The sequence below is a fragment of the Pseudonocardia nantongensis genome (genome assembly GCF_046546495.1).
Classification (GTDB): domain Bacteria; phylum Actinomycetota; class Actinomycetes; order Mycobacteriales; family Pseudonocardiaceae; genus Pseudonocardia; species Pseudonocardia nantongensis.
The window spans coordinates 124,709-150,253 of the sequence record NZ_JBKGXT010000002.1; the positions used below are offsets into that span (position 1 = coordinate 124,709).

Genomic DNA, 25,545 nt, shown 5'->3' on the forward strand with positions numbered 1-25,545 from the left:
CACTCCTGCCCCCGCTGGAGTCGGGGGTTAACCTGCGGGAGTCCCAGTTTGACCGGGCACCCTGCCACCACACGATCTGCGGGTGCCCGCGGCCCGAGTGGAGGACCACCGAAGTGACCTACGTGATCGCCGAGCCCTGCGTCGACCTGCTCGACAAGGGGTGCATCGAGGAGTGCCCGGTGGACTGCATCTACGAGGGCGGCCGGATGCTCTACATCCACCCCGACGAGTGCGTCGACTGCGGTGCCTGCGAGCCGGTCTGCCCTGTCGAGGCGATCTACTACGAGGACGACGTCCCCGAGCAGTGGGCGGCCTACACCAAGGCGAACGTCGACTTCTTCGACGAGCTCGGCTCGCCGGGCGGCGCGTCGAAGGTCGGCAAGGTCGACATGGACGTGGAGCCGGCCAAGAGCCTGCCTCCGCAGGAACACGACGAGTGAGCGGGCGCACCCTCCCCGACTTTCCCTGGGATTCGCTGGTCCCGGCCCGCGAGCGGGCCGAGACGCACCCGGACGGCATCGTCGACCTCTCGGTCGGCACTCCGGTGGACCCGGTCCCCGGACCGATCCGGGACGCGTTGTCCGGCCCGGCCGCGGCCGAACCCGGCTACCCGACGACGCACGGCCCGGCGCCGCTGCGCGAGGCGATCGCCGCCTCGCTGCAGCGGCGCTTCGGCGTGTCCGGCGTCGACCCGGCCGCGGTGCTGCCGACCATCGGCTCGAAAGAGCTGGTGGCCTGGCTGCCGACGCTGCTCGGCCTCGGTGCCGGCGACACCGTCGTCCTCCCGGATCTGGCCTACCCGACCTACGAGGTCGGCGCCCGGCTCGCCGGGGCCGACCACGTCCGCTCGGACGGGCTCACCGCCGCCGGCCCGGCGCGGGTGAAGCTGGTCTGGCTCAACTCGCCGTCCAACCCGACCGGGCGGGTGCTGCCGGTCGAGCACCTGCGCAAGGTCGTGACCTGGGCGCGGGAGCGGGGCGCGGTCGTCGCGTCCGACGAGTGCTACCTCGGTCTCCCGGGGGCGGCCGATCCGTCGCCGCGCTCGGTGCTGCACCCCGACGTCTGCGATGGCGACCCGACCGGCCTGCTCGCGGTGCACTCGCTGTCGAAGGTCTCGAACCTGGCCGGGTACCGCGCCGGGTTCGTCACCGGTGACCCGGCGCTCCTCGCGAGCCTGCTCGAGGTCCGCAAGCACGCCGGCATGATCGTCCCGCGACCGGTGCAGGCTGCGCTGGAGGCCGCCGTGACCGACGACACGCACGTTGCCGAGCAGGCCGCCCGCTACGACGCCCGCCGGGACCGGCTGCGCGCCGGACTGGAGAAGGCCGGCCTGGAGATCGAGCACTCGCAGGCCGGGCTGTACCTGTGGGCGACCGCGGGGGAGCCGTGCCGGGAGACCGTCGACCGGCTCGCCGGCCTCGGCATCCTGGTCGCCCCGGGCGAGTTTTACGGCCCGGCCGGTGCGCGGCACGTCCGGGTCGCGCTGACCGCGCCGGACGAGCGGATCGACGCCGCCGTGGAGCGTCTCGTCGTCGCCTGACCTCGCACTCCGCGAGTCCTGGCCGGGCCCTGCGGACCGCACACCGTTCCGTCGTGCACAGGAGTCGATCGCGATGAGCAGCACGCCCCCGGCCCGGGACCCGGTGATCGGGGACCCGGCGGCCCGGAGCCCGGCGGTCCGGATCCGGCCCGGCCTGGTGCTGCTCGGCGTTCTGGCGCTCGCGATCAACCTGCGAGCGGCACTGGCCGGGTATCCGCCGCTGCTGGAGACGGCCCGGGCCGACCTCGGTGTCGGCGCGGGGGCGGCCGGTCTGGTGCAGGCCGGGGCGGTGCTGATGATGTCGGCGGGGTCGTTCGCCGCGGCGGCCGTCGCGGCGCGGGTCGGCCGGGAGCGCCTGCTCGGCGTCGCCGTAGCCGTGATCGCCGCGGGCAGCCTGCTCCGTTCGGTCACCGCGCTGCCCGCGCTCGTCGCCGGCAGCGTCCTGGTCGGGCTGGGCATCGGCGTCGCAGGGGTGCTGATCACCGGCGTAGTAAAGGAGCACCTGGCGGAGCGGGCCGGTGCGGTCACCGGCGGCTACGTGGTCTCGATGATGGTCGGCGCGACGGTCGCGTCCGCGGCCGCGGTGCCGCTCTCGGTCGCGCTCGGTGGCTGGTCCTGGTCGCTGGCGGTCTGGGCGGTGCCGGCCGTGCTGGCCGTGGTCGTGTGGGTGCCGGTCGCGCGGCGGATCGGGCGGGCGGGGACCGGGGCCGTCCCGGTGCCGGGTGAGCCCGGCGTCTGGCGGGATCCGTTCGCCCGGCGGGTCGCCTGCTACCTGGCGGGCTCGTCGATGATCTTCTACGGCTGGCTGACCTGGCTCTCGCCGCTCTACGAGTCGCAGGGCTGGAGCCCCGCCGCGGCCGGTCTGTTGCTGTCGGTGTGGAGCATCGCGCAGATCCCCGCGGCCCTGTCGATGCCGGCGGCCGCGGAGCGCCGGCGTCGCTGGCGGTTCTGGGCATCGCTGACCGTCCTGAGCAGCCTGGCCGGCACCCTCGGAGCGCTGCTGCTGCCCGCGGCGGGGACGCTGCTGCCGTGGCTGTGGGCGATCCTGATCGGCATCGGGGTCGGGGCGGGCTTCCCGCTCGGCCTCACCGTGATCGCCTGGCGGACCCCGACGCCGGCCCGCAGCGCCGCGGTGAGCGGGTTCGCGCTGGGCGTCGGCTACCTGGCGGCCGGGCTCGGCCCGCTGGTGATGGGCCTGCTGATCGACGTCGGCGGGTTCCCACCCGCGATCGGGTTGCTGCTCGCCGCGGCGGTGCTGCAGGCGGTGGCGATCCAGCGCATCGGGGACCGCCCGGCCTGAGCGACGCGGCGTGCGACGCTCGGCTCAGAGCTTCCCGGCGCGCTCGGCCAGCTGCTCCCAGGCGTCCCACCACTGCGCCCGCAGCAGCTCGGCCCGGGCCCGCTCGCGCTCCACTAGCCGGCCGCCGACGAACACCTCGTGCGCGTCCGGGGCGTCGCCCAGCTCGTCGAGCAGTCGGCGGATGCGGTGCTCGGCGACGCAGGCGTCCTGGTGATCGCCGAGCACCTCCTGGAGTCGTTCGGCGGCCTTGAGCATGGCGCGGACGCGCTTGGAGTCCTTGGTCTTGCGACCCCGGCCGTCGCGCATCGCCGGTTCCACCAGCTCGCCGGCGTAGCGCAACCGCTTGGCCCGGATCCGCAGGTCGTGCAGCGTCATGTCCGGCGGATCCTCCCCGCCCCGGCGCACCGCCTTGGCGAGCTTGCGGTGTTCGGCGCGGACCAGGTCGACCAGCTCCGGGCGGGCGACGTCGTCCGTGGGCTCGGGCAGCGGATGCGTGACGGTCTCGCCCAGCCGGTGGCGCAGCGCGGCGTGCCGGTCCGAGTCGAGCTCGTCGAGCATCTGCGCGCGCGCCGCGATCCGGTCGCCGGTCAGTACGGCGACCAACCGCTCGCCGGCGGCCTGTTCGGCGGGCGGCAGCGTCGCGACCTGGTCGCGCAACCGCTCGATCATGACGTCAAGGTCCCGGACGGGGCCGAGGGCCCGGCCCAGCCGGCCCAGCTCGGTCCGGAGATCCTCGGACCAGGTCTGGTCGAGCAGCGGGCGGGCGGCCTTGAGCGCGGCCCGCATCCGCCGGACCGCGACCCGCATCTGGTGCAGGTCCTCGATGTCGGAGCCGTCCCGGGCGCCGGGCTCGTGGTGCAGCAGCGCGCGTAGCCGCTTGTCGAGCAGCGCCCGCACGTGGTGCACGGCGGGGTCGCCGGGCCCGGCTGTGAGCGGCGCGGGCAGGTCGGCGACGCCGAACAGGTTCGCGGGTGGTTGTGGGGCCCCGTTCATGGTCACGTCCTAGTTGGCGTGCAGCGCGGCGTTGAGGGCGATGCCTTCGCCGGGCCGGGGGAGCGCCTCGACCGCTCCGGTGACCGAGTTGCGCCGCAGCAGTACGCCGTCCTGCCCGGAGAGCGTGCGCGCCGCGGTCGTCGTGCCGTCCGGCAGCGTGACCTTCGTGCCCGCGGTGACGTAGAGGCCGGCCTCGACGACGCAGTCGTCCCCGAGCGAGATGCCCAGCCCGGCGTTGGCGCCGAGCAGGCAGCGCCGCCCGAGCGAGATGACCTCCTTGCCGCCGCCGGACAGGGTGCCCATCACCGAGGCCGAGCCGCCGAGGTCAGACCCGTCCCCGACGACGACGCCGGCCGAGATCCGACCCTCGATCATCGACGCGCCCAGCGTGCCGGCGTTGAAGTTGACGAAGCCCTCGTGCATGACGGTCGTGCCCTCGGCGAGGTGGGCGCCGAGCCGGACCCGGTCGGCGTCGCCGATCCGGACACCGCTCGGGACGACGTAGTCGACCATCCGCGGAAACTTGTCCACGTGGGTGACGGTCACCGCACCGCGGTCCCGCAGCTTGGCCCGGGTCAGCTCGAAGCCCGGCACCGCGCAGGGGCCGTGGTTGGTCCACACGACGTTGCTGAGCAGGCCGAACTGGCCCTCCAGGCTGACCTCGTGCGGGCGGACCAGGCGGTGGCTGAGCAGGTGCAGGCGCAGGTAGACGTCGGCGACGTCGGCCGGTGCGTCGGCCAGCGACCCGATCTCGGTGCGGACGACCTCGGCGCGGGTCCCGCGCAGCTCGTCGGAGCCGACGAGGGCGCCCAGGTCGCCGGCCGGGTCGGCGACGTCCTGACCGGCGAGCGCGGGCGCCGGGTACCAGACGTCGAGGACGGTGCCGTCGGTCGTGACCGTGGCCAGGCCGGTGCCGGAAGCGCCTTCGCGGCGGTACTCGGTACTCACGGGCGCCGAACCTACCCGCCCGGTGCAGTACTCGGCGCGGGGCCGGGCGTGCGAGCGGCCCCGTGTCCCGTGCCCCGCCCGGCGGCGATCTCCGCCGCGCGTGTCGCCGCGGCCAGCACGATCTCCGGCCAGCGCGGGTGGACCGGCGACGGCAGCGGCGGTGGCAGCCACCCGCACCTCCGGCAGGCGGCCTGCATCTGGATCCAGAACTCGATCGTGGGTGGCGGCGGCACCCACCGGTTCGGCTCCACCCGCACCTCCCAGACGCTGCGCTTGCGCATGACGTCCCGCATCGTCCGGTCCCGCTTGAACGTCTCGGGCGGCCGCGCCATGCCGTACCGGTCGGCCCACCACTCGCCGGGCAGCGGGTCCAGGATCACGTCCAGATGCGAGGGGTACCGGCGCCCGGCGCCGTCCCGCAGATCGGTCGTCGGCGGATCCACCATCGATGTGACGACGCGGTTGTCGGCGTCGACGGCCACGAGCCGGATCCCGGCGACCTCGAGGATCGCCCCGAGCGTGGCCAGGCTCGGGGCGAGCGAGCGCGTCTCGATCCGGGCGACCGTGGCGTGGGACAGCCCGGCTCGCCGTGCCAGCTGACGCTGCGACAGGTCGGCCCGCCGGCGCACCGCCCGGACGAGCCCCGAGGTGTCGGGCACCGTCGTCACCGGGGGTGCGGGGAACGGGTCCGTGCCGACCGCGCTGTCGCTGCTCATGTGACGAGCTTGCGGTCGCTGCGGTCGTCCGCGCCGGCGATGTCACAGCCTGTGGACAACTTCCTGATTTGTGGACAGATCGGTGCCGTTGCCCGCCGCGGGTCTGCCCGACGACTCCGGAAGATCATTTCTGGCACGGCGGAATCCGAGCTCACGGGCTGGTCCGTGCACCGCTTTGCTCTGCGCACCTCGGTGCAGCGCCAGTGGTCACAGCCACCATGACGAGGCACGTGGACGCGACAGGGAACCGGCGCGGCCCCGGCACACCCGGGCCGCGGCGAGGCATCGCTGGCGATCTTCGCCTTCCACGATGCAGGTGTCCCGAGGGGCACCCTCGTCTCGCCCCGGGCCCCGAGGGTGCCCCTCGTACGCCCGGTGGTCTCCCGGCGGCGGGCTGAGGGGCCGGAGCAGCGGGCCGTGGCGGCCGGGCGCTTCCTCCTGGTGCGCAGAGCAAAGCGCAGGGGACGGCACGGAGCGCGCGAGCAGAGAACGGACATTCCCGGCGGCTGGTCCGCGCTGGTGCGGGAATCCCGGCGCGGGGGCGGGCGGCGTGCGGCCGGTAGGTAGCGTCGTCGGGGTGACGAGGACCGTGCCCGCGCTGGATCTGACCGCCGACCCGGTGGCGCTGACCGCCGCTATGGTCGACGTCGCGAGCGTGTCCGGGGACGAGCGGGCGCTGGCCGACGCGCTGGAACAGGCGCTGCGCGAGCAGGCGCCGCATCTCGAGGTGCTGCGGTCGGGCGAGACGGTGCTGGCCCGGACCCGGCTGGGACGGCCGCATCGGGTGCTGCTGGCCGGGCACCTGGACACCGTCCCGATCGCGGACAACGTGCCGTCCCGCCGGGCGGACGGCGTCGTGCACGGCTGCGGGACGTCGGACATGAAGTCCGGGGACGCCGTCTTCGCCCACCTCGCGGTGGCGCTGGCCGAGCCGCGGCACGACCTGACGTTCGTGTTCTACGACTGCGAGGAGGTCGAGGCCGAGCGCAACGGCCTGGGCCGGATCGAGCGCGAGCACCGCGACTGGCTCGACGCCGACCTCGCGATCCTCGGTGAGCCGACCGACGGCACGCTGGAGGCTGGCTGCCAGGGAACCCTGCGGGTCGAGATCCGCACGGCCGGCCGGCGGGCGCACTCGGCGCGGTCCTGGCTCGGGGACAACGCGATCCACCGGGCCGGGGAGATCCTCGCCCGGCTCGCCGCCTACGACGCCCGGGACGTCGACATCGACGGGTGCCGCTACCGGGAGGGACTGCAGGCCGTCCGGATCGGCGGCGGGGTCGCCGGGAACGTCGTGCCGGACGAGTGCGTCGTCACCGTCAACTTCCGGTTCGCGCCGGACCGCAGCGCCGAGCAGGCCGTCGCGCACGTCCGGGAACTGTTCGACGGGTACGAGCTCACCGTCACGGACCTGTCGCCGGGCGCGCTGCCCGGGCTGTCGGCGCCGGCCGCCGCCGAGTTCGTCGCGGCCAGCGGGGCGCCCCCCCGGGCCAAGTACGGCTGGACCGACGTGTCCCGGTTCGCCGCGCTCGGCATCCCCGCGGTCAACTACGGCCCCGGCGACCCGAACCTGGCGCACACCCGCGAGGAGCACGTCGCCGAGGCCGCGATCACGGCCTGCGCGGACGTCCTGCGCCGCTACCTCGCCCCCTGACCACTGGCTCTCCGGATCACGAGGACGCACATGCCCGATCAGACAGCCGGCCGGCGACAGCCGCCGGAGAAGCAGCGCGGCCCCGTGGTGCTGCGCGGCAGCCGTAGCGTCGAGCCGACCACCACCGACCAGCGGCTGCTCGACTCGCGGGGCCCGGCGGACTGGGTGCACACCGACCCGTGGCGGGTGCTGCGGATCCAGGCCGAGTTCGTCGAGGGGTTCGGCATGCTCGCCGAGCTGCCCCGGGCGGCGACGGTGTTCGGGTCGGCGCGCACGCAGCCGGACTCCGCGGAGTACGAGCGGGGCCGCGAGCTCGGTGCCCGGCTCGCCGGTGCCGGGTTCGCGGTGATCACCGGCGGCGGACCGGGCGTGATGGAGGCCGCCAACCGGGGCGCCTCGGAGGCCGGCGGGCTCTCGGTCGGCCTGGGCATCGAGCTGCCGTTCGAGCAGGGCCTGAACCCGTGGGTCGACCTGGGGATCAACTTCCGGTACTTCTTCGCCCGCAAGACGATGTTCGTGAAGTACTCGCAGGCGTTCGTCTGCCTGCCCGGCGGCTTCGGGACCCTCGACGAGCTGTTCGAGGCCCTCGTCCTGGTCCAGACCAAGAAGGTCACCAAGTTCCCCGTGGTGCTGCTCGGCACCGAGTACTGGGGCGGGCTCTACGACTGGATCTCCAAGACCGTCCTGCACGACGGCAAGGTCAGCGAGAAGGACCTGGACCTGCTGCACCTCACCGACGACATCGACGACGTCGTCGACGTCGTGCAGGAGGCCTATCACGCCTGGGAGGAGGCGCATTGAGCGCAGGCCCGCTCCCCGCCTCGCCGCGCCCCTCCTCGACGCCGGCGGACCGGCCCGCACCCGGGTTCGCCGTGTGTGTCTACTGCGCCTCCTCGGACGGCGTCGCCGCCCACCACATCGCGCTCGCCGAGGCGGTCGGCCGCGGCATCGCCGATCGCGGGTGGACGCTGGTCTCCGGCGGCGGCCGGCGCTCGATGATGGGCGCGGTCGGTACCGGGGCCCGCGCCGCGGGCGGGCGCACCGTCGGGATCATCCCGCGCTCGATGGTGGAGCGGGAGTGGGCCGACCACGACAGCGACGAGTTGCTGATCACCGAGAGCATGCGGGAGCGCAAGCAGCTGATGGAGGACCGGGCGGACGCGTTCCTCGCGCTCCCCGGCGGCATCGGCACGTGCGAGGAGCTGTTCGAGGTCTGGACGGCGGGGTCCCTGGGCCTGCACGGCAAGCCCGTCGTGCTGCTCGACCCGACCGGGCACTGGACCGGGCTCGTCGACTGGGTCGCCGGGCTGGTGGAGAGCGGGTTCGCCTCGCGGGCACCGATCGACCGGCTGCGCGTCGTCGGTGCCGGTGCCGGTGACGCTGCCGATCCGGTCGCGGCCGCGCTCGACGCGTGTGCCCGCCCGGTCACGTGAGGCCGCGCCGGCTCGCTGCCGTGGTTCCGGGACGGGTCCGCGCGGGCGGCTCCGCCGAGCCGGTGGAACCGGTCGCGGGCGCACGTGGGGTGGGCCTCGCCGTCGGCCGTCCGTGATGTGATGGTCGGCATGGGGACCGCGCTCGTGTACGTGCTCGTCCTCGCGGTCGTGGCGGGGCTGGTGTTCGTGCTGGCCGCTGCCGTGTTCGGTCGCGGGGAGGAACTGGCCCCGCTGGCCCCGGACGCTACGCCGACCCGGCTGCCCTCACGGGAGGTCTCCGGGGCCGACGTCCGCGACCTGCGTTTCCAGCAGGTGCTGCGCGGATACCGGATGGCGGAGGTCGACTGGGCACTGGACCGCCTGGCCGGCGAGGTGGACCGGCTGCGGGCCGACCGGCTCGAGATGGCCGACCGGGTCGCCCGGCTGGAGACGACGATCGCGCGGATGCGCAGCGGGGAGGTCCCGGTTGACGAGCAGTGGGGCAGCGAGCAGTGGGGCAGCGAACAGCGGGGCGACGAGCGGTCCTGACCCCGGCCGGGCCGAGCTGGCGGTCCCGGTCGACGTCAACGTCCCGGCCCCGGTGCTGTGGGACGTCGTCACCGACTGGGCGGGCCAGTCGGAGTGGATGCTCGGCACCCGGGTCGAGGTGACCGCCGGGGACGGCCGTTCGGTCGGCACCGAACTGCGCGCCGTCACCGGGATCGGCCCGCTCGGCGTGGCCGACACCATGCGGATCACCGAGTGGACCGAGCCGGCGCCGGGCGGATCCGGGCCGCGGCGGGTCGTCGTCACACACACCGGGACGGTGGTCCGCGGCGACGGCGTGTTCGCGGTCGAGGAGCTCGGGCCCGCCCGCAGCCGGTTCGTCTGGAGCGAGCGCCTCGACCTGCCGCTCGGCGCGCTCGGCCGGCTGGGCTGGCCCCTGGTGCGCCCGGGGTTCCGGACCGGCGTCGCGTACTCGCTGCGGTCGATGGCCGAGCGGACCGAGGACCGCTGGCGGGCCGGCCGGTGAGCACCCCGCAGGACCTGGACCCCTGCGAGTGGGGTCGGTGCGAGTGGGCACTGTCCGCCCCCGACTACGTCGCCTACCACGACGACGAGTGGGGTTACCCGGTACACGGGACCGCCGCCTGGTTCGAGCGGATCACCCTCGAGGGCTTCCAGGCCGGCCTGTCCTGGATCGTCGTGCTGCGCAAGCGACCGGCGTTCCGGGAGGTCTTCGCGGACTTCGACCCGGCGACCGTGGCCCGCTTCGGCGACGACGACGTGGCCCGCCTGCTCGCCGACGCCCGGATCGTCCGCAACCGGCAGAAGATCGAGGCCGCGATCACCAACGCCCGCGCCGTGCTCGACCTCGCCGACGCCGGTGACGATCTCGGCGGGCTCCTGCGCTCGTTCGCGCCGGACCCGGCCGACCATCCGCGGCCGGCCCGGATCGAGGACGTCCCCGCCGTCACGCCCGAGTCGACGGCGATGTCGGCGGCGCTGAAACGGCGCGGCTTCCGGTTCGTCGGCCCGACCACCTGTTACGCGCTCATGCAGGCTACCGGCCTGGTCGACGACCACGTCGCGCACTGCTGGCGAGCCGCAAGGACGACGCGCGCGGGCTGAGTACCGGCCTGCGGCGGGACGTCGGGGCGCTGCCGGAGCGCCGCGACGGCGTTGCGCTGCGTGAACGCCGGGCGACCGGATCCGACTCGTGATCGCCTCGGTTGCGCCCCGCCACCGGGGATGGGGGACAATGGACTCCCGTGACCGGCGCGTACCCCGAACGCGGCGGGCGGAGACGACGACAGTGCGCATCTTGACGGAGGACGGACGAATGGCCGCGATGAAGCCCCGTACCGGCGACGGGCCCATGGAAGTCACCAAGGAGGGCCGGGGCATCGTGATGCGCGTCCCGCTCGAGGGTGGCGGCCGGCTGGTGGTCGAGATGACGCCGGACGAGGCGGTCAACCTGAGCGAGGCGCTGAAGGGGACCGTGGGCTGACGCCCGACCGGCGGCGCCGGACGACTCCGTGCGCCGCCCGGGCCGTCACGCCACGGCCCGGTAGACCTCCACCGTCCGCCGGGCCATCTCCGCCCAGGCGAACTGGGCGACCGCGCGCTCCCGCCCCCGCTCACCCATCCGGGCCGCCCGCTCCGGGTCGCCGACCAGCGCGTTCACCCGTTCGGCCAGGGCGGTCTCGAACGCCGCGATGTCGCCGGCGTCGTAGTGCGCGAGCAGCCCGGTCTCGCCGTCCGCGACGACCTCCGGGATGCCGCCGACGTCGGAGGCCACGACCGCGGTGCCGCAGGCCATCGCCTCCAGGTTCACGATGCCCAGCGGCTCGTACACCGACGGGCACACGAACACCGTCGCCGCCGACAGCAGCTGCCGGACCTCGGTGGTCTTGAGCATGCGCTGGATCCAGACCACGCCGGAGCGTGCCTCGGACAGCTCCGCGACCGCCCGCTCGGTCTCGGCGGCGATGTCCGGCGTGTCCGGCGCGCCGGCGCACAGCACGATCTGGGCGGCCGGGTCGATCGCGTGCGCGGCCGCGACGAGGTGCCGGAGCCCCTTCTGCCGGGTGATCCGCCCGACGAACACTACGAGCGGCCGGTCCGGGTCCACCCCGTTGCCGGTCAGGGCCTCGCGCGCGTCGTCCGGCCGGTCGGACCCCGGCCGGTAGAACTCGGTGTCGATCCCGTTGTGCACCACGTGCACCCGCTCCGGGTCGATCGCCGGGTAGGCGGCCAGCACGTCGCGGCGCATCCCGTGCGAGACGGCGACGACGGCGTCGGCGGCCTCGTAGGCGGTCCGCTCCACCCAGGACGACAGCCGGTACCCGCCGCCGAGCTGCTCGGCCTTCCACGGCCGCAGCGGCTCCAGCGAGTGCGCGGTCACCACGTGCGGGCGCCCGTGCAGCAGCCCGCCGATGTGGCCGGCCATGTTGGCGTACCAGGTGTGCGAGTGCAGGACGTCGCACCGCTCGAGCTCGGCGGCCATCGACAGGTCCACCCCGAGCGTGGTCAGCGCCGCGTTCGCGCCGTCCGGCAACGGTGGCGCCGAGTGCGCCCGGGCGCCGGCCGGGGCGGGGATCCCCGGCTCGGCGAAGCAGTGCACGTCGACGTCGACGAGCTCCCGCAACGCGGGGACGAGGTGTCCGACGTGGACACCGGCGCCGCCGTAGACGGCGGGCGGGAATTCACGGGTGAGCAGGCCGACGCGCACGGCGGGTGACCGTACTGCCTCGGCCTGTCCGCGCGCGAGGAGCGCCCGGTGCGGCCGCCGCCGGCGCCGGCCGGGCCCGCTCCGGCGGGTGGCCCCGGCCGGGGACGGGCATTAGGGTTCGGGCCATGCGCTCGACGTCGTCCGGACGGCTGCCAGGGAAGGTCTTGGGGATCGTGCTGGCCGGCGGCGAGGGCAAGCGGCTGTGGCCGCTGACCGCGGACCGGGCGAAGCCCGCGGTGCCCTTCGGCGGCAACTACCGGCTGATCGACTTCGTGCTGTCGAACCTGGTCAACGGCGGCATGGACCGGCTCTGCGTGCTGACCCAGTACAAGTCGCACTCGCTGGACCGGCACATCTCCACGACGTGGCGACTGTCCAGTGTGCTCGACCAGTACATCACCACGGTCCCGGCCCAGCAGCGGCTCGGCCGCCGCTGGTACACCGGCAGCGCGGACGCGATCTTCCAGAGCCTCAACCTGGTCTACGACGACGAGCCCGACTACATCGCCGTGTTCGGCGCGGACCACGTGTACCGGATGGACCCGGCGCAGATGATCGCCCAACACGCCGAGTCCGGGGCCGGCGTCACCGTCGCCGGGATCCGGGTGCCGCGGGCCGAGGCGAAGGCGTTCGGCTGCATCGCCTCCGACGAGTCCGGGCGGATCACCAAGTTCCTGGAGAAGCCCTCGGACCCGCCGCACGTGCCCGGCGATCCCGACGTCACGTTCGCCTCGATGGGCAACTACGTGTTCAGTACCGAGGCGCTGCTGGAGGCGCTGCGGGCCGATGCCGCGAACGCCGACTCCGACCACGACATGGGCGGCGACATCATCCCCGCCCTGGTCGAGCAGGGTGCGGCGCACGTCTACGACTTCGCCGACAACATCGTCCCCGGCGCGACCGAGCGGGACACCGGCTACTGGCGCGACGTCGGGACGATCGACGCCTACTACGACGCGCACACCGACCTGGTGTCCGTGCACCCGATCTTCAACCTCTACAACTCGCGCTGGCCGATCCGGACCGCGACGCCCGCGCTGCCGCCGGCGAAGTTCGTCGAAGGCGGCATCGCGCAGGACTCGGTCGTCGGCGCCGGGACGATCATCTCCGGGGCCATCGTGCGCCGGTCGGTGATCAGCCCGAACGTCATGGTGCAGGGCGGCGCCGAGGTCTCGGACTCGGTGGTGCTCCCCGGGACCCGGATCGGCCGGGGCGCGGTGGTGCGCCGGGCGATCCTGGACAAGAACGTCGTCGTCCCGGACGGCGCGCTGATCGGGGTGGACCCGAGCCTGGATCGGAGCCGCTACACCGTGTCCAACGGCGGGGTCGTGGTGCTCGGCAAGGGCGTCACCGCCCAGTAGCCTTCACCGCTCATCGGCGGTGTCGATGCGCCGTTCGCTCCGCTCACCGGCGGTGTCGATGCGCCGTTCGCTCCGCTCACCGGCGGACGGCGCAGAGCATCCCGTCGGAGACCGGGAGCAGCGCCGACAGCAACCGCTCGTCGTCGCGGACCAGGCCCGCGGTCTCGCGCAACGCCGCGGTGCCCGGCCCGTCCCCTGCGCCGTCCCCGGCGACCCGGCCGCCGTCCAGCACACCCTCCAGCACCAGCACCCCGCCGGGGCGCAGCAGCCGGATCGCCTCGGCCAGGTAGCCCGGGTACTCGCCCGGCACGGCGTCGGCGACGACCAGGTCGTACCCACCGTCGGTGAGCCGGGGCAGCACGTCCAGCGCCATCCCGTTGATCAGCCGCAGCCGGGACGGCCCGTACCCGGCGCCCAGGAACGACCGGCGGGCCACCCGCTGCAGCTCCGGGTCGACGTCGATCGTGGTCAGCACGCCGTCGGTGGCCATCCCGCGCAGCAGGTAGTGCCCGCTCACCCCGGCCCCGGTGCCGACCTCCACCACGGCCCTGGCGGCGATCGTCGCGGCCAGCACGGACAGCGTCGCGCCGCCGGCCGGGCTGATCGGCTGCGCGCCCGCGGCGTCCCCGTCGGCGCGGGCCTGCCCGACGGCCTCGTCCTCGACGAGGTAGCCCTCGGCGTACGCGGCCGCCCCCGCGGGTGTCGTCATGGACCAAGATTAACGCCGACGTCGCCCGGCCCCGACGTCGTCGGTCCCCGAATTTCACAGACTCCTCTCAGACGGGTTTCACATGCTCCTCATTTCGCGAGGGCATCCTGTATGGCAACGACGATCCGCGGCGGTGTCCCCGTCGCACGGCCGACTGGCCCGACCCGGAGGTGCCCGACCCCGATGCCCGCCCCCCGCGCAGACGACGACGCCCCGCCCCGGGAGGCCGTCGGCACCCACCGCCCCGGTGAGGGGGCCGACTGGACGCCGCCGAGCTGGGAAGAGGTCGTCCGGGAGCACGCCGATCGGGTCTACCGGCTCGCCTACCGGCTGTCCGGCAACCCGCACGACGCCGAGGACCTGACCCAGGAGACGTTCATCCGGGTGTTCCGCTCGCTGGCGTCCTACAAGCCGGGCACGTTCGAGGGCTGGCTGCACCGGATCACCACGAACCTGTTCCTGGACATGGTCCGCCGTCGTGCACGGCTGCGGATGGAGGGCCTGCCCGAGGACACCGACCGGCTGCCCGGCGGCGGGCCGGAGCCGGAGACCGTGTTCGCGATCAACCACCTGGACCCGCACCTGCAGGCGGCGCTGGACGAGCTGGCGCCGGACTTCCGGGTCGCGGTCGTGCTCTGCGACGTCGAGGGCCTGTCCTACGAGGAGATCGGTGCCACGCTCGGCGTGAAGCTGGGAACCGTGCGCAGCCGGATCCACCGCGGACGGACCGCACTGCGGGCGTCCCTGGAGCGGCACCGCGCCGCCGAGGCCGCCGAGGGCACCGACACGGTGGCCGGGACGCACGGACCGGTGGCAGAGTTGGTGCCGTGACGGATCGACGACGGTTCCAGGTCGTCCCCCCGGACTGGGGGGAGGCCCACCTCACCCTGGAGGCGGTCGTCGCGTACGTGGACGACGAGCTGGCCGCCGGCCCGCAGGACCGGGCGGTGCGGCATCTCGGCCGGTGCGCGGGCTGCGCCGCCGAGGTCGCCGAGCAGCGCCGCGCCCGCTCCGCCCTGCGCGGGGCCGACGCGCCGACGCTGCCGCCGTCCCTGATGACCGCGCTGCGCGCGATTCCGCAGGACACCGAGCTGCCCGCGCCCCCGGCCGGCCTCGCCCTGTCCGACGACGGCGAGCTGGTCTCGATCCTGCGTCCCGCCGCGATCCCCGGAGCGGCATGCTCCGACACTACGGCCCCCGCAGCGGTGGACCCCGTAGCGGCGGATCCCGGGTCCGGGCCGGCCGGACGCTCCCGCCGTTCCCGGCGGGTCCGGCTCGGCACCGGTGCCGCGGTCTCCGGGCTGGCGCTCGGAGCGCTCGCGTTCGGGCTGCCGGCCGTCACCGCGAACGCCCCGGCGCCCGGCCCGTCCGGGCCCGCCCCCGGCTCGCCCGTGGTGGCCCGGCTGGCGGTCAACCCCGCCCAGCCGGCCCGCCCGCGGTCCGGTATCGGCACCGCGTCGTCCGCCGCGCCTGCGGCCCCGACGGCATCGGCCCCCGGCGCGCCCGCGGTCCCCGGCCCCACCCCGATGCGCACCGCCGGTCTGCCCCCGTCGGGTTGATCCCGGACCGCCCCGGCGGCGCCGCAACAGGGACTTCACCGCCCGCGCGGCACGCTGGCCGGGTGCCGTGCCCGACCGCCTCCCGTCCCGTCTGCGCGCCGACGACGATCGTGGCGGGCCGATGAGCGACGGCCCCCGCGACGCCTCCCGCAACGGCGCCGGATCCCCGGACGGGCCTCCCGACGGCCGGCTGCACGCCGGTTCCGGCCGGGCAGACGACGCCCGCCCCGGGGACGGGACCGCGCCACCGCGACTGCGCCCGCGACCGCTGGAGCGCCCGGCCACCGACCCCGCCGAGCGGCGGGCCTTCGGCCGCCCGGACGGCGTCGGCTCCGGGTTCGCCCGGCCGACCGGCACCGGCCCGCGAGCCGCGTCCCCGACGTCCGCCGCGCCACCACCGACCGCCGCCGTCGCGCGTGCGTTCGGACGCCCGGACACCGGAACCGGGCTGCAACGGCCCCCCGACGGGCGCGCCCACGACCCGGCCGCGGGCGGCCCGGACGACTCGGACCCGTTCTGGCCGGGCGGGTCCGCGGAGGACCCGTGGCGCAACCCGGGCGCGCCGGTCGTCGCGGCACCGCCGGCCGGGCACACCGACGACGCTCCGGAACCGGAGCGTCCCGAGGGCCCGCGGCTCAGCATGCGCGAGGTGCTGTTCGGCAACCGGGTGCAGCCGCGGGCGCTGGCCCTGCTCGGGGTGCTGGCGATCGGCGTCGGCGCGCTCGGTGGTCTGGTCGGGCACTGGACGGCCGCCGGTGCCGACACGCTGACCAGCCCGGGCGCCGTGCTCGCCGGCGCCGAGGAGGCCAAGGAACGCCCGCCCGGCTCGGTGCCGGAGGTGGCGGGCCGGGTGCTGCCGTCGGTGGTGTCGCTGGAGGTCACTGTCGGGAACCAGGCCGGGAACGGTTCCGGGGTGGTGATCGACCCGGAGGGCTACGTGCTGACCAACGACCACGTCGTGGCTCCCGCCGTCGGACCCGGCCAGGGCACCATCGAGGCGGTCTTCTCGGACGGCTCCCGGGTCCCGGCCAGCGTCGTCGGGGCCGACCCGATGACCGACCTCGCGGTGGTGAAGGTGCCGGTCGCGAACCCCACGGTGGCCGCGATCGGGCGCTCCGCGGACCTGGCCGTCGGCGACGCGGTGATCGCGATCGGGTCGCCGTTCGGGCTGGCCGGCACGGTCACCACCGGCATCGTGTCGGCCGTGGAGCGGCCGCTGCGGCTCGACCCGGAGGGAAGCGCCGGGGATGCGGTGATCGACGCCGTGCAGACCGACGCCGCGATCAACCCCGGCAACTCCGGCGGCCCGCTGGTCGACGCGACCGGTGCCGTCGTCGGGATCAACACCGCGATCCGCAGCGCGAGCGCGGAGGGCGGCGGCGGGCAGGGCGGCTCGATCGGGCTCGGGTTCGCCATCCCGGTCGACGACGCCCGCGCGATCGCCGAGGAGCTCATCCGCACCGGTCGGATCGCGCACGCCGATCTCGGGGTGAACGCCCGCTCGGTCACCGACGGCGCCACCGACGGCGCGCAGGTGCAGAACGTCGTCGCGGGCGGGCCGGCGGCCGCCGCCGGGATCGTGGAGGGCGATGTCGTCGTCCGGCTGGCCGGGCGGGCCATCTCCGGCGCCGACGAGCTGGTCGTGGCCGTGCGGGAGCACCGGCCGGGTGAGCAGGTGCCCGTCGAGCTGGTACGCCAGGGGCGTCCGCTGACGGTCGCGGCGACCCTCGGGCAGCGCTGAGCGGGAGCGCCGACCCGGCTCAGAACCGGGCTGCGTATCCTGGGGGTGTGTTCGAGAACATCGGCATGGCGGAGATCCTCATCCTCGTCGTCGCCGGGCTGTTCATCCTGGGGCCCGAGCGGCTCCCGGACGCGGCTCGCTGGCTGGGCAACGCCGTCCGGCAGGTGAAGGAGTACGCCACCGGTGCCCAGAACCACCTGAAGAAGGAACTGGGCCCGGAGTTCGACGAGCTGCGGCAGCCGTTGAACGAGCTGCGCGGCCTGCGCTCGTTCAACCCGCGAACCGCGATCACCCGCAGCCTGTTCGCCGAGGACGAGCCGGTGAAGCCGAACGGTCACGCCCCCGGCGTCACCGGATCCGCCGCGAACGGGGCCACCGCCGCGAACGGGGCCACCGCCGCGGGCGGCGCCGCCGCAGGCGCCGCAGCCGGCAACCCCACCCCGCCGGCGCCGGCGCCCCGGCCGGAGCCGAAGCCGCTCACCCCCGGCGAGCAGCCCCCGGTCGACCTCGACGCCACCTGACACCCGTGCCGGGCAGCCTCACCGTCAGCGCAGGAGCGCCGGGCGGCGGCGGTGGTGCTCGGTGGCCTCCTGGTAGGCGTGTGCGGCGGCCAGCACGGTGGCGTCCGCGTGCCGCGGGCCGACGACCTGCAGCCCGACCGGCAGCCCGGCCGCGGTGAACCCGCACGGCACCGACAGCGCCGGCTGCTGGGTCATGTTGAACGGGTAGGTGAACGGCGTCCAGGACGTCCAGCGCGGGTTCGGCCAGCCCTGCGGCACCTCCCGGCCGCCGTCGAAGGCGGTGATCGGAACCGTCGGGGTGAGCAGCAGGTCGTACTCGTCGTGGAAGGCGCCCATCAGGGTGCCGAGCTCGTTGCGCACGGCCATCGCGCCCAGGTAGTCCAGCGCGCTGGTCCGCGCCCCCCGCTCGGCGATCTCCACCAGGGACGGGTCCATCGACCGGCGGGCCTCGGCGCCGATCGGCTCCAGGGACTTCGCCGCCGCCGCGAACCACAACGTCTCGAACGGCTCGATCGGGTCGGCGAACCCGGGGTCGGCGGTCTCCACCGTCGCACCCAGCGACCGGGAGAACACCTCCACCGCGGCGGCGACCAGCGCGGCCACCTCCGGGTCGACCTCGGCGTACCCGAGGGTGGGGGAGAACCCGATCCGCAGGCCCTGCGCGCCGCCTGCCAGCCGTTGCACCGCCGACTCGCGGGGGACATCCAGCGCCCACGGGTCCCGGTGGTCGGGCTGGGCGACGACGTCGTGCAGCAGCGCGGCATCGGCGACGGTGCGGGTCATCGGGCCGGGGTGCGCGAGGGTCCCGAACGCCGAGCCGGGCCAGTGCGCGATCCGGCCGTAGGTCGGCTTGTGCGCCACGGTCCCGGTGAACGCGGCCGGGATCCGGACCGAGCCGCCCGCGTCGGTGCCCAGCGACAGCGGGCCCATGCCGAGCCCGACCGCGGACGCGCTGCCGCCGGACGACCCGCCCGCGGTCAGCGACGGGTCCCACGGGTTGGTGGTGACCCCGGTCAGCGGCGAGTCGGTGACGCCCTTCCAGGCAAGCTCCGGCGTGGTGTTCTTGCCGAGCAGCACCGCGCCGGCGGCACGCACCCGGGCCACCGGCGGGCCGTCCACCTCGAACGGACCGTCCGGCGAGATCGTCCTCGACCCCTTGCGGGTCGGCCAGCCGACCGTCAGGAACATGTCCTTGATCGAGGTCGGTACCCCGTCCAGCGGGCCGATCGGCTCACCGGACTGCCAGCGGGCCTCGGCGTCCTTGGCCGACGACAGTGCCGAGTCCGCGTCGACGAGGCAGTACGCGTTCACCGTGCCGTCGTGCGCCTCGATCCGGTCCAGGGCGTCCCGGGTGGCCTGCACCGGGGAGATCTCGCCGGTGCGGTACCCCGCCAGCAGCTCGGTGGCGCTGAGATCGGCTGTCGTCACGACTGTCCTCCGGTGTCGTCTGCGTGGCTCACGAGTTCGCCCCGGCGCTCACGTATCCACGTTCCTTGTCCACCACGTTGCGCAGCTCCCGGCCGCCGGTGAACCGCGCCAGGTTGTCGACGAACAGCTCGACGAGCATGTCCTTCCACCCGACGACGTCGCCGGACATGTGCGGCGAGATCAGCACGTTCTCCATCGCCCAGAGCGGCGAGTCGGCAGGCAGCGGCTCGACCTCGAACACGTCCAGTGCCGCACCGGCGAGCCGGCCCGACGCCAGCGCGTCGGCCAGCTCGTCCTGCACCACCAGCGGGCCGCGGCCGACGTTGACCACCCGGGCCCGCCGGGGGAGCAGGCCGATCGTGCCGCTGTGCAGCATCCCGCGGGTCGCCTCGGTCAGAGGCGCGGCCAGCACCAGGACGTCGGTGTCGGGCAGCAACCCGGGCAGCTCGTCGAACGCGTGTACGCCCTCGGCGGCGCGCCGGCCGACCAGCCGCACCCGCATCCCCACCGCGCCCAGCAGCCGCGCGATCGCGTGCCCGATCGGCCCGCTCCCGACGACGGTGGCGACCTTCCCGGCGACCGTCTCGGTCTCCCGGTGCCGCCAGGTCCGGTCCCGCTGGAGGGCCAGCGACCGTGGGGTGTCCTTGGCGAAGGCGAGGACCGCGCCGAGCACGAACTCGGCCATCGGCTCGTCGAACACGCCGCGGGAGTTCGTCAGCGTCACCGGCGAGGCCAGCAGGGCCGGGAACGCGACGCGGTCGACGCCGGCACTGGCGGTGTGCACCCAGCGCAGCGTGCCCGGCCCGGTCCCGGCGATGGCGTCCGACCAGACCTCGCGCACGGCGTCGGAGGTGAAGTCCCAGGTGAGCAGCACGTCACTGCCGGGCAGGGCGTCGGCGAGCTCGGCCGGCCCGGCCGCGAACCGGAGACATGCATCACCTACCAGATCGTCGAGGCCGGGCGGGTGCTCGCCGCCGTCCAGCACGGCGACGGTGGGAGGGTGCTGACCAGCGGAAACCGGCAACGAACGATCCTGTCGGTGGGGAGGTCGGGCGACGTTGACACGCTATGAAGCGACCCTATGATTGTCAACAATCTGCTGCGTTCGGTGGCGGTGCCGGGCGACCTCCGGCGCGCGGGACTCACGAGCGGCGGAGATCACCCACATCACGCCGTACCCCAGGGAGATCTCCCGTGTCCAAACTGGTCAGGATCGAGCTCGCGAAGCGCGGCGTCTCCTGTGTCGCCGAACTGCTGGAGAAGCAGGCGCCGCGGACCACCGCGGCGGTCTGGGAGGCGCTCGCCGAGGGCCCGCTCGGCGGCGAGGCGCAGCACGCCAAGTACGCCCGCAACGAGGTGTACACGATCGTCCGCCGGTTCGGCCCGCGGATCGGGCAGGAGAACCCGACCATCACGCCGATCCCGGGCGATGTCTGCTATTTCGACTTCCACGGCGGCATGCTCGACGCGGCCTTCAAGGACGACCAGGGGATCGACGCCGAGTCCGGCGGGATCGACCTGGCGATCTTCTACGGCCGGAACAACCTGCTGCTCAACGGCGACGTCGGCTGGGTCCCCGGCAACGTGTTCGCCACGATCGTCGAGGGGCTGGACGTGATGGCGACCGCCTGCCACGACGTGTGGCGTTCGGGCAGCGTCGGGGAGCGGCTCGTCTACTCCCGCGTGGAGGAGTAGCGGTGCCCGCCGAACTGTCCGTCGGCTTCGAGTCGGCGGCCGGACACCGGTCCCCGCACGGCGGACCCGAGGACGCACCCGGCATCGGGATGATCGCGCCCTTCGACTTCGCGCTGGACCGCGAGCTCTGGCGCTGGGCGCCGGACGACACGTCGCTCTACCTGACCCGGATGCCGTTCCTCACCACGCCGATGACGGTGGACATGGCCGAGGCCATCGCCGACCGGCGCCCGGTCCGGCGGGCCACCCGGGACGTGCTCACCCCCCGGCCGGGGGTGGTCAGCTACGGCTGCACGTCGGGCAGCTTCGTCGGTGGGGCGGCGGCCGAGTACGTGCTCCACCGCACGATCCTCGACGCCGGTGCCCCGCGGGCGTCGACCACCAGCGGGGCGCTGGTGGAGGCACTCGCCGTGCTGGGGGTGAGCCGGCTGGCGATCGCCACGCCCTACATCGCCGCGGTGACCGAGCGGCTGGTCGGGTTCCTGCACGACCACCGGGTCGAGACCGTCGCCAGCGAGGGGCTCGGCCTGATCGGCAACATCTGGCGCACCACCTACGAGCAGGTCGTCGAGATCGTCCGCGCGGTGGACCGGCCGGAGGCGCAGGCGTTGTTCATCTCCTGCACCAACCTGCCCACCTACGACGTGATCGAGCCGCTGGAACGGGCGCTGGGCAAGCCGGTGCTCACCGCGAACCAGGTCACCATGTGGGACGCCTGTCGCAAGATCGACCGCGCGGCGGTCGGCGGTGGTCGGTTGCTGGAATCCTGGAAACCGGGCGATCCTGCCACTTGCCTCCCGGAACAAACTGTAGGATTGTCGACAATATGAGCACGGTCGGAATCCTGTACCCCGGCTACTCGGCCGAGGACGACTACCCACGTGCGGAGAAGCTGCTGTCCGCCGACGGGACGGACACCCGCCTCCCGCTGGTGCACACCGAGATGAAGGTGGACGCCCACCGCGAGGACGCGCTGCTCGACATCGGCGGCGACGACGTCCTGGCCGAGGGCGCCCGCCGGGTCGCCGCCGAGGCGGGGCCGCTGGACTCGATCATCTGGGCGTGCACATCGGGGAGCTTCATCTTCGGCCCGGAGGGTGCCACCCGGCAGGCGGCGACGCTGGAACGGGCGGCCGGGGTGCCGGCGTCGAGCACGTCGTTCGCGTTCGTCGACGCCTGCCACCGGCTCGGGATCACCTCGGTGGCGCTCGGGGCGACCTACCCGCCGGACGTCGCGGGCGCGTTCGTGCAGTTCCTGACCCACCACGGGATCTCGGTGCTGACCGTCTCCGCGCGGGACATCATCACCGCCGCCGAGGTGGGCACGCTGCCGAACGAGACCGTGCTGCAGTTCGCCGAGGCGGTGTCGTCGGACGCGCCGTCCGCGGACGCCGTGCTGCTGCCGGACACCGCGCTGCACACCGTGGATATCCTCGACGCGCTGGACTTCCGGCTCGGGAAGCCGGTGCTGACCGCCAACCAGGTCAGCATCTGGCAGGGCCTGCGGCTGGCCGGGGCGGACCTCGGCAGGTCCGGTCTCGGCACCCTGTTCCGGTAACGGTGACGCCGTGAGCACAGCGGGTCTCGACGTCTCGGAGCTCGAACCGGTCAGCCGGCGTTCCACCGCGGAGATCGTGGCGGACCGGATCCGCACCGCGATCATGCGCGGGACGTTCCGGCCGGGCACCCAGCTCGGCGAGGTCGAGCTGGCCGGCCGGCTCGGAGTGAGCCGGGGCCCGCTGCGCGAGGCGATGCAGCGGCTGGTCGCGGAGGGTCTGCTGCGCAGCGAGCGGCACCGGGGCCTGTTCGTGCGTGAGCTCGGCCCGGACGACGTCCGGGACGTCTACCTGGCCCGGACCGCCGTCGAACGGGCGGCGGTCCTGCAGGTGCTGGCCGGTGACCGGGCGGTCGCGGTGCAGGCGCTGGCCGGGCCGCTGGCCGCGATGGCCGACGCGGCGCTGGCCGGGGACCCGGTCGCGCTGGGCGATGCGGACCACGAGTTCCACGCCGCGCTGGTCGCCGCGTCCGGGAGCCCGCGGCTGTGCCGGATGACCGACGGCCTGCTCGTCGAGACCCGGATGTGCCTGGCCGCGCTGCAGCAGACCGCCCCGCCCGCCCCGGACCTGGTACGCGAGCACGAGCGGCTGCGCGACGCGCTCGTCGACGGGGACGCCGAGCTGCTGCTCGACCGGCTGGAGGCGCACATGGACGACGCGGTGGCCCGGATCCTGGCCGCGATGCCCGGAGCCGCCTGAACGGCTGCGTAGGGTGCGGGCACGTGACGGGCGTGCTCGAGGGGTTCCTGGTCATCGGCGTGGTCGTCGCCGTGGGGTACCTGCTGGCCCGCGGGAACGCGCTCGGCGACCAGGGTGCCCGGGTGCTGTCCCGCACCGCGTTCTTCGTCGCGACGCCCGCGCTGCTGTTCAGCACGCTGGCCGCCTCGGACGTCCGCGAGGTGCTCTCCTTCCCGTTGCTGATCACCGCGGTCACCAGCTCGCTGGCCTGCCTGCTGTTCGTGCCGCTCGCGCTGGCCCGGCACCGGCCGGCGGGTGAGGTCGTCGTCGGATCGATGGCCGCCGGCTACGTCAACGCGGGCAACCTCGGCATCCCGATCGTCACCTACGTGCTGGGGAACCCGGCGGCCGTCGCGCCGGTGCTGCTGTTCCAGCTCGCCGTGCTCACCCCGGTGTTCACCACGCTGATGGACGTGCTGCCCGGGGACGGTCGCGGTGAACGCCCGTCCTGGGTCCGGATCGTGCTCGCCCCGCTGCGGAACCCGATCGCGGTCGCCACCGCGGCCGGGCTGGTCGTGTCGGCGACCGGCGTGGCGCTGCCGGAGCCGGTCTCCGCGCCGATCGAGCTGATCGCCGACCTGGCGGTGCCCGCGATGCTGCTCGCCTTCGGCATCTCCCTGCGCGGCGCCCGGCTCCCCGGGGCCGGAGCGACCGGCCCGTCGCTGTGGATCGCGGTGGCGGTCAAGAATGTCGTGCACCCGCTGCTCGCCTGGGGGCTGGCCGGCGGGATCCTCGGGCTGACCGGCCCGCCGCTGGTCGCCGCCGTCGTCTGCGCCGCGCTGCCGACCGCGCAGAACGTCTTCGGCTACGCCATGCGCTACGACCGCGCCGTCGTCCTCGCCCGGGACGCCGCCCTCGCCTCGACGATCGCCGCGGTACCGGTGTTGCTGGTCATCGCCGCGATCCTGACCTGAGGAAGATCGTTTTCGCCCGGCTCGGCGGGGAGCGATCGGTGGGGCGTTGCGTGGAGGTGCGCAGAGCAAAGAGACGGTGGACCCTCTTGCTCCGGACGACTTGCCCGTGCTTCCCTAGGATTGTCGACAACTCGACAACCCGCCGTCTCGACACCCCGGCCGTCACGACCGCCCGTGCACCCGGGCGCCGGACATCCCGACGCATCAGGAGCTGCGAACCCATGGCACAGCTGTCCCCACTGCTGAAGCAGGCCACCCCGGTCCAGGCCGCCCGCGGTGAGGGCGTCTACCTCTTCGACACCGAGGGTCGCCGGCACCTGGACTTCACCGCCGGCATCGGCGTCACCTCCACCGGGCACTGCCACCCGGCTGTCGTCGCGGCCGCGCAGGAGCAGGTCGGCACGCTGATCCACGGTCAGTACACCACCGTGATGCACCAGCCGCTGCTCAAGCTGACCGAGAAGCTCGGTGAGGTGCTCCCCGCAGGCATCGACTCGGTGTTCTTCACCAACTCCGGCTCCGAGGCGGTCGAGGCGTCGGTGCGACTGGCCCGTCAGGCCACCGGCCGTTCCACGATCGTCGCGTTCGACGGCGGCTTCCACGGCCGCACGATGGGTGCCGCCGCGCTCACCACCTCCGGCGCCAAGATCCGCGCCGGGATCGGCCCGCTGATGGGCGGCGTCGCGTTCGCGCCGTTCCCCTACGCCTACCGCTACGGCTGGTCGGAGGAGGAGACCGTCGCGTTCGCGCTGCGCGAGCTCGACCGCCAGCTGGCCAGCACCGCGCCGGCCTCGGACGTCGCGGCCTTCATCGTCGAGCCGGTGCTCGGCGAGGGCGGCTACGTGCCCACCCCGGCCGCGTTCCTGCAGGGCCTGCGCGAGCGCGCCGACTCCCACGGCATCCTGCTGATCGCCGACGAGGTGCAGACCGGGTACGGGCGCACCGGGAAGTTCTGGGGCCACCAGCACGCCGAGGGCGTCACCCCGGACATCATCGTCACCGCCAAGGGTCTCGCGTCCGGCTTCCCGCTGTCCGCGATCGCCGCGCCGAAGGCGATCATGGAGAAGGCATGGCCGGGCTCGCAGGGCGGCACCTACGGCGGCAACGCGGTGGCCTGCGCCGCGGCACTGGCCACCCTGGAGGTCGTGCAGGGTGAGAACCTGGTCGAGAACGCCCGGGTGCAGGGCGAGCGGCTGGTGGCCGGGGTCCGGGACGGCGCGCAGGGGATCGCCGCGATCGGCGACGTGCGCGGCCTCGGCCTGATGGTCGGCATCGAGTTCGTCGACGCCGCCGGGAAGCCGGACGGCGCGACCGCGGCGAAGGTGCACGCGGCCGCCGCCGAGCAGGGTCTGCTGCTGCTGACCTGCGGCGTCTACGGCAACATCGTCCGGATGATCCCGCCGTTGGTGGTCGACGCCGAGCAGATCGACGAGGGCCTGGCGCTCTGGACCAAGGCACTGAACAACGCGCTGTCCTGACCAGGCGCGGCCCCGGGGACGCCAACGCCCCCGCACCGTCGACGGTG

28 protein-coding genes are annotated in these 25,545 nt (G+C 74.4%); 21 read left to right on the forward strand and 7 right to left on the reverse strand.

All coding sequences use genetic code 11. The features are described from left to right. Positions 1-113 precede the first annotated feature (113 nt). The 3 genes from fdxA (at position 114) to ACLFMI_RS02545 (ending at position 2,840) form a co-directional block, all read left to right on the forward strand. Positions 114-440, forward strand: a complete 327-nt coding sequence (fdxA, locus tag ACLFMI_RS02535; RefSeq protein ID WP_410946061.1) for a ferredoxin — start codon at positions 114-116, stop codon at positions 438-440. Next, positions 437-1,540, forward strand: a complete 1,104-nt coding sequence (dapC, locus tag ACLFMI_RS02540) for a succinyldiaminopimelate transaminase (protein WP_410946062.1) — start codon at positions 437-439, stop codon at positions 1,538-1,540. The genes fdxA and dapC overlap by 4 nt, the downstream gene beginning before the upstream one ends. 73 nt (positions 1,541-1,613) lie before the next feature. Next, entirely contained in the window at positions 1,614-2,840 is a 1,227-nt protein-coding gene (locus ACLFMI_RS02545) for an MFS transporter (protein WP_410946063.1), read from the forward strand. 24 nt (positions 2,841-2,864) lie between these two features. Here ACLFMI_RS02545 and ACLFMI_RS02550 read toward each other — a convergent pair whose 3' ends face one another. The 3 genes from ACLFMI_RS02550 to ACLFMI_RS02560 are packed head-to-tail and all read right to left on the reverse strand — an operon-like array spanning position 2,865 to position 5,497. After that, positions 2,865-3,833 (reverse strand): CHAD domain-containing protein, encoded by a 969-nt coding sequence (locus ACLFMI_RS02550; RefSeq protein ID WP_410946064.1) that lies wholly within the window; start codon positions 3,831-3,833, stop codon positions 2,865-2,867. A gap of 9 nt (positions 3,834-3,842) precedes the next feature. Further along, entirely contained in the window at positions 3,843-4,781 is a 939-nt protein-coding gene (dapD, locus tag ACLFMI_RS02555) for a 2,3,4,5-tetrahydropyridine-2,6-dicarboxylate N-succinyltransferase (RefSeq protein ID WP_410946065.1), read from the reverse strand. An 11-nt stretch (positions 4,782-4,792) separates the two neighbouring features. Next, the gene (locus ACLFMI_RS02560) at positions 4,793-5,497 is read right to left on the reverse strand and encodes a helix-turn-helix domain-containing protein (protein WP_410946066.1); all 705 of its coding nucleotides are present in this window, start codon (positions 5,495-5,497) and stop codon (positions 4,793-4,795) included. A gap of 589 nt (positions 5,498-6,086) precedes the next feature. Between ACLFMI_RS02560 and dapE the strand changes: the two genes are divergently transcribed. From dapE to ACLFMI_RS02595, 7 genes are all read left to right on the forward strand, one after another. After that, positions 6,087-7,151 carry a succinyl-diaminopimelate desuccinylase gene (gene dapE / locus ACLFMI_RS02565; RefSeq protein WP_410946295.1) on the forward strand — a complete coding sequence of 355 codons (1,065 nt, stop codon included), beginning with the start codon at positions 6,087-6,089 and terminating at the stop codon, positions 7,149-7,151. A gap of 30 nt (positions 7,152-7,181) precedes the next feature. Beyond that, on the forward strand, positions 7,182-7,952 hold the full coding sequence (locus tag ACLFMI_RS02570) for an LOG family protein (RefSeq protein WP_410946067.1): 771 nt from the start codon (positions 7,182-7,184) through the stop codon (positions 7,950-7,952). Beyond that, entirely contained in the window at positions 7,949-8,584 is a 636-nt protein-coding gene (locus ACLFMI_RS02575) for an LOG family protein (RefSeq protein ID WP_458788571.1), read from the forward strand. Before ACLFMI_RS02570 ends, ACLFMI_RS02575 begins: the two co-directional genes overlap by 4 nt. A gap of 129 nt (positions 8,585-8,713) precedes the next feature. Further along, positions 8,714-9,112 carry a DivIVA domain-containing protein gene (locus ACLFMI_RS02580; protein WP_410946068.1) on the forward strand — a complete coding sequence of 133 codons (399 nt, stop codon included), beginning with the start codon at positions 8,714-8,716 and terminating at the stop codon, positions 9,110-9,112. Then, entirely contained in the window at positions 9,051-9,596 is a 546-nt protein-coding gene (locus tag ACLFMI_RS02585; RefSeq protein WP_410946069.1) for an SRPBCC family protein, read from the forward strand. Before ACLFMI_RS02580 ends, ACLFMI_RS02585 begins: the two co-directional genes overlap by 62 nt. Then, a complete protein-coding gene (locus ACLFMI_RS02590; protein WP_410946070.1) occupies positions 9,593-10,195 on the forward strand; it encodes a DNA-3-methyladenine glycosylase I in 603 nt (200 codons plus the stop codon). The genes ACLFMI_RS02585 and ACLFMI_RS02590 overlap by 4 nt, the downstream gene beginning before the upstream one ends. Positions 10,196-10,406: 211 nt before the next feature. Further along, positions 10,407-10,574 carry a DUF3117 domain-containing protein gene (locus ACLFMI_RS02595; protein WP_410946071.1) on the forward strand — a complete coding sequence of 56 codons (168 nt, stop codon included), beginning with the start codon at positions 10,407-10,409 and terminating at the stop codon, positions 10,572-10,574. A gap of 45 nt (positions 10,575-10,619) precedes the next feature. On the opposite strand, the gene glgA is transcribed toward ACLFMI_RS02595, so the two are convergent. Further along, positions 10,620-11,798: a glycogen synthase gene (gene glgA, locus ACLFMI_RS02600; RefSeq protein ID WP_410946072.1), complete on the reverse strand. Its 1,179-nt coding sequence runs from the start codon at positions 11,796-11,798 to the stop codon at positions 10,620-10,622. 125 nt (positions 11,799-11,923) lie between these two features. Between glgA and glgC the strand changes: the two genes are divergently transcribed. Continuing rightward, positions 11,924-13,159 (forward strand): glucose-1-phosphate adenylyltransferase, encoded by a 1,236-nt coding sequence (gene glgC, locus ACLFMI_RS02605; protein ID WP_410946073.1) that lies wholly within the window; start codon positions 11,924-11,926, stop codon positions 13,157-13,159. Between the two features lie 76 nt (positions 13,160-13,235). Here glgC and ACLFMI_RS02610 read toward each other — a convergent pair whose 3' ends face one another. Beyond that, on the reverse strand, positions 13,236-13,868 hold the full coding sequence (locus ACLFMI_RS02610; RefSeq protein ID WP_410946074.1) for an O-methyltransferase: 633 nt from the start codon (positions 13,866-13,868) through the stop codon (positions 13,236-13,238). 183 nt (positions 13,869-14,051) lie between these two features. Here ACLFMI_RS02610 and sigE point away from each other — a divergent pair, with 183 nt between their 5' ends. From sigE to tatB, 4 genes are all read left to right on the forward strand, one after another. Continuing rightward, the gene (sigE, locus tag ACLFMI_RS02615; protein WP_410946075.1) at positions 14,052-14,699 is read left to right on the forward strand and encodes an RNA polymerase sigma factor SigE; all 648 of its coding nucleotides are present in this window, start codon (positions 14,052-14,054) and stop codon (positions 14,697-14,699) included. Next, positions 14,696-15,427 (forward strand): anti-sigma factor family protein, encoded by a 732-nt coding sequence (locus tag ACLFMI_RS02620; protein ID WP_410946076.1) that lies wholly within the window; start codon positions 14,696-14,698, stop codon positions 15,425-15,427. The genes sigE and ACLFMI_RS02620 overlap by 4 nt, the downstream gene beginning before the upstream one ends. 121 nt (positions 15,428-15,548) lie before the next feature. Beyond that, on the forward strand, positions 15,549-17,168 hold the full coding sequence (locus ACLFMI_RS02625) for a S1C family serine protease (RefSeq protein ID WP_410946077.1): 1,620 nt from the start codon (positions 15,549-15,551) through the stop codon (positions 17,166-17,168). Between the two features lie 47 nt (positions 17,169-17,215). Continuing rightward, positions 17,216-17,689: a Sec-independent protein translocase protein TatB gene (tatB, locus tag ACLFMI_RS02630; RefSeq protein WP_410946078.1), complete on the forward strand. Its 474-nt coding sequence runs from the start codon at positions 17,216-17,218 to the stop codon at positions 17,687-17,689. Between the two features lie 24 nt (positions 17,690-17,713). On the opposite strand, the gene ACLFMI_RS02635 is transcribed toward tatB, so the two are convergent. Further along, complete coding sequence (locus tag ACLFMI_RS02635; protein ID WP_410946079.1) at positions 17,714-19,117, reverse strand: amidase; 1,404 nt, start codon at positions 19,115-19,117, stop codon at positions 17,714-17,716. Between the two features lie 28 nt (positions 19,118-19,145). Beyond that, complete coding sequence (locus ACLFMI_RS02640) at positions 19,146-20,141, reverse strand: D-2-hydroxyacid dehydrogenase (protein WP_410946080.1); 996 nt, start codon at positions 20,139-20,141, stop codon at positions 19,146-19,148. 170 nt (positions 20,142-20,311) lie between these two features. Between ACLFMI_RS02640 and ACLFMI_RS02645 the strand changes: the two genes are divergently transcribed. From ACLFMI_RS02645 to ACLFMI_RS02670, 6 genes are all read left to right on the forward strand, one after another. After that, positions 20,312-20,812 (forward strand): DUF3830 family protein, encoded by a 501-nt coding sequence (locus ACLFMI_RS02645; RefSeq protein ID WP_410946081.1) that lies wholly within the window; start codon positions 20,312-20,314, stop codon positions 20,810-20,812. Positions 20,813-20,814: 2 nt separating this feature from the next. Further along, positions 20,815-21,642 carry a maleate cis-trans isomerase family protein gene (locus ACLFMI_RS02650; protein ID WP_458788572.1) on the forward strand — a complete coding sequence of 276 codons (828 nt, stop codon included), beginning with the start codon at positions 20,815-20,817 and terminating at the stop codon, positions 21,640-21,642. Continuing rightward, complete coding sequence (locus ACLFMI_RS02655; protein WP_410946082.1) at positions 21,639-22,370, forward strand: maleate cis-trans isomerase family protein; 732 nt, start codon at positions 21,639-21,641, stop codon at positions 22,368-22,370. The genes ACLFMI_RS02650 and ACLFMI_RS02655 overlap by 4 nt, the downstream gene beginning before the upstream one ends. 10 nt (positions 22,371-22,380) lie before the next feature. Next, a complete protein-coding gene (locus ACLFMI_RS02660) occupies positions 22,381-23,067 on the forward strand; it encodes a GntR family transcriptional regulator (RefSeq protein ID WP_410946083.1) in 687 nt (228 codons plus the stop codon). Between the two features lie 23 nt (positions 23,068-23,090). Next, a complete protein-coding gene (locus ACLFMI_RS02665) occupies positions 23,091-24,020 on the forward strand; it encodes an AEC family transporter (RefSeq protein WP_410946084.1) in 930 nt (309 codons plus the stop codon). A gap of 221 nt (positions 24,021-24,241) precedes the next feature. Then, positions 24,242-25,498 carry an aspartate aminotransferase family protein gene (locus tag ACLFMI_RS02670; protein ID WP_410946085.1) on the forward strand — a complete coding sequence of 419 codons (1,257 nt, stop codon included), beginning with the start codon at positions 24,242-24,244 and terminating at the stop codon, positions 25,496-25,498. The last annotated feature ends 47 nt before the right edge of the window (positions 25,499-25,545 follow it).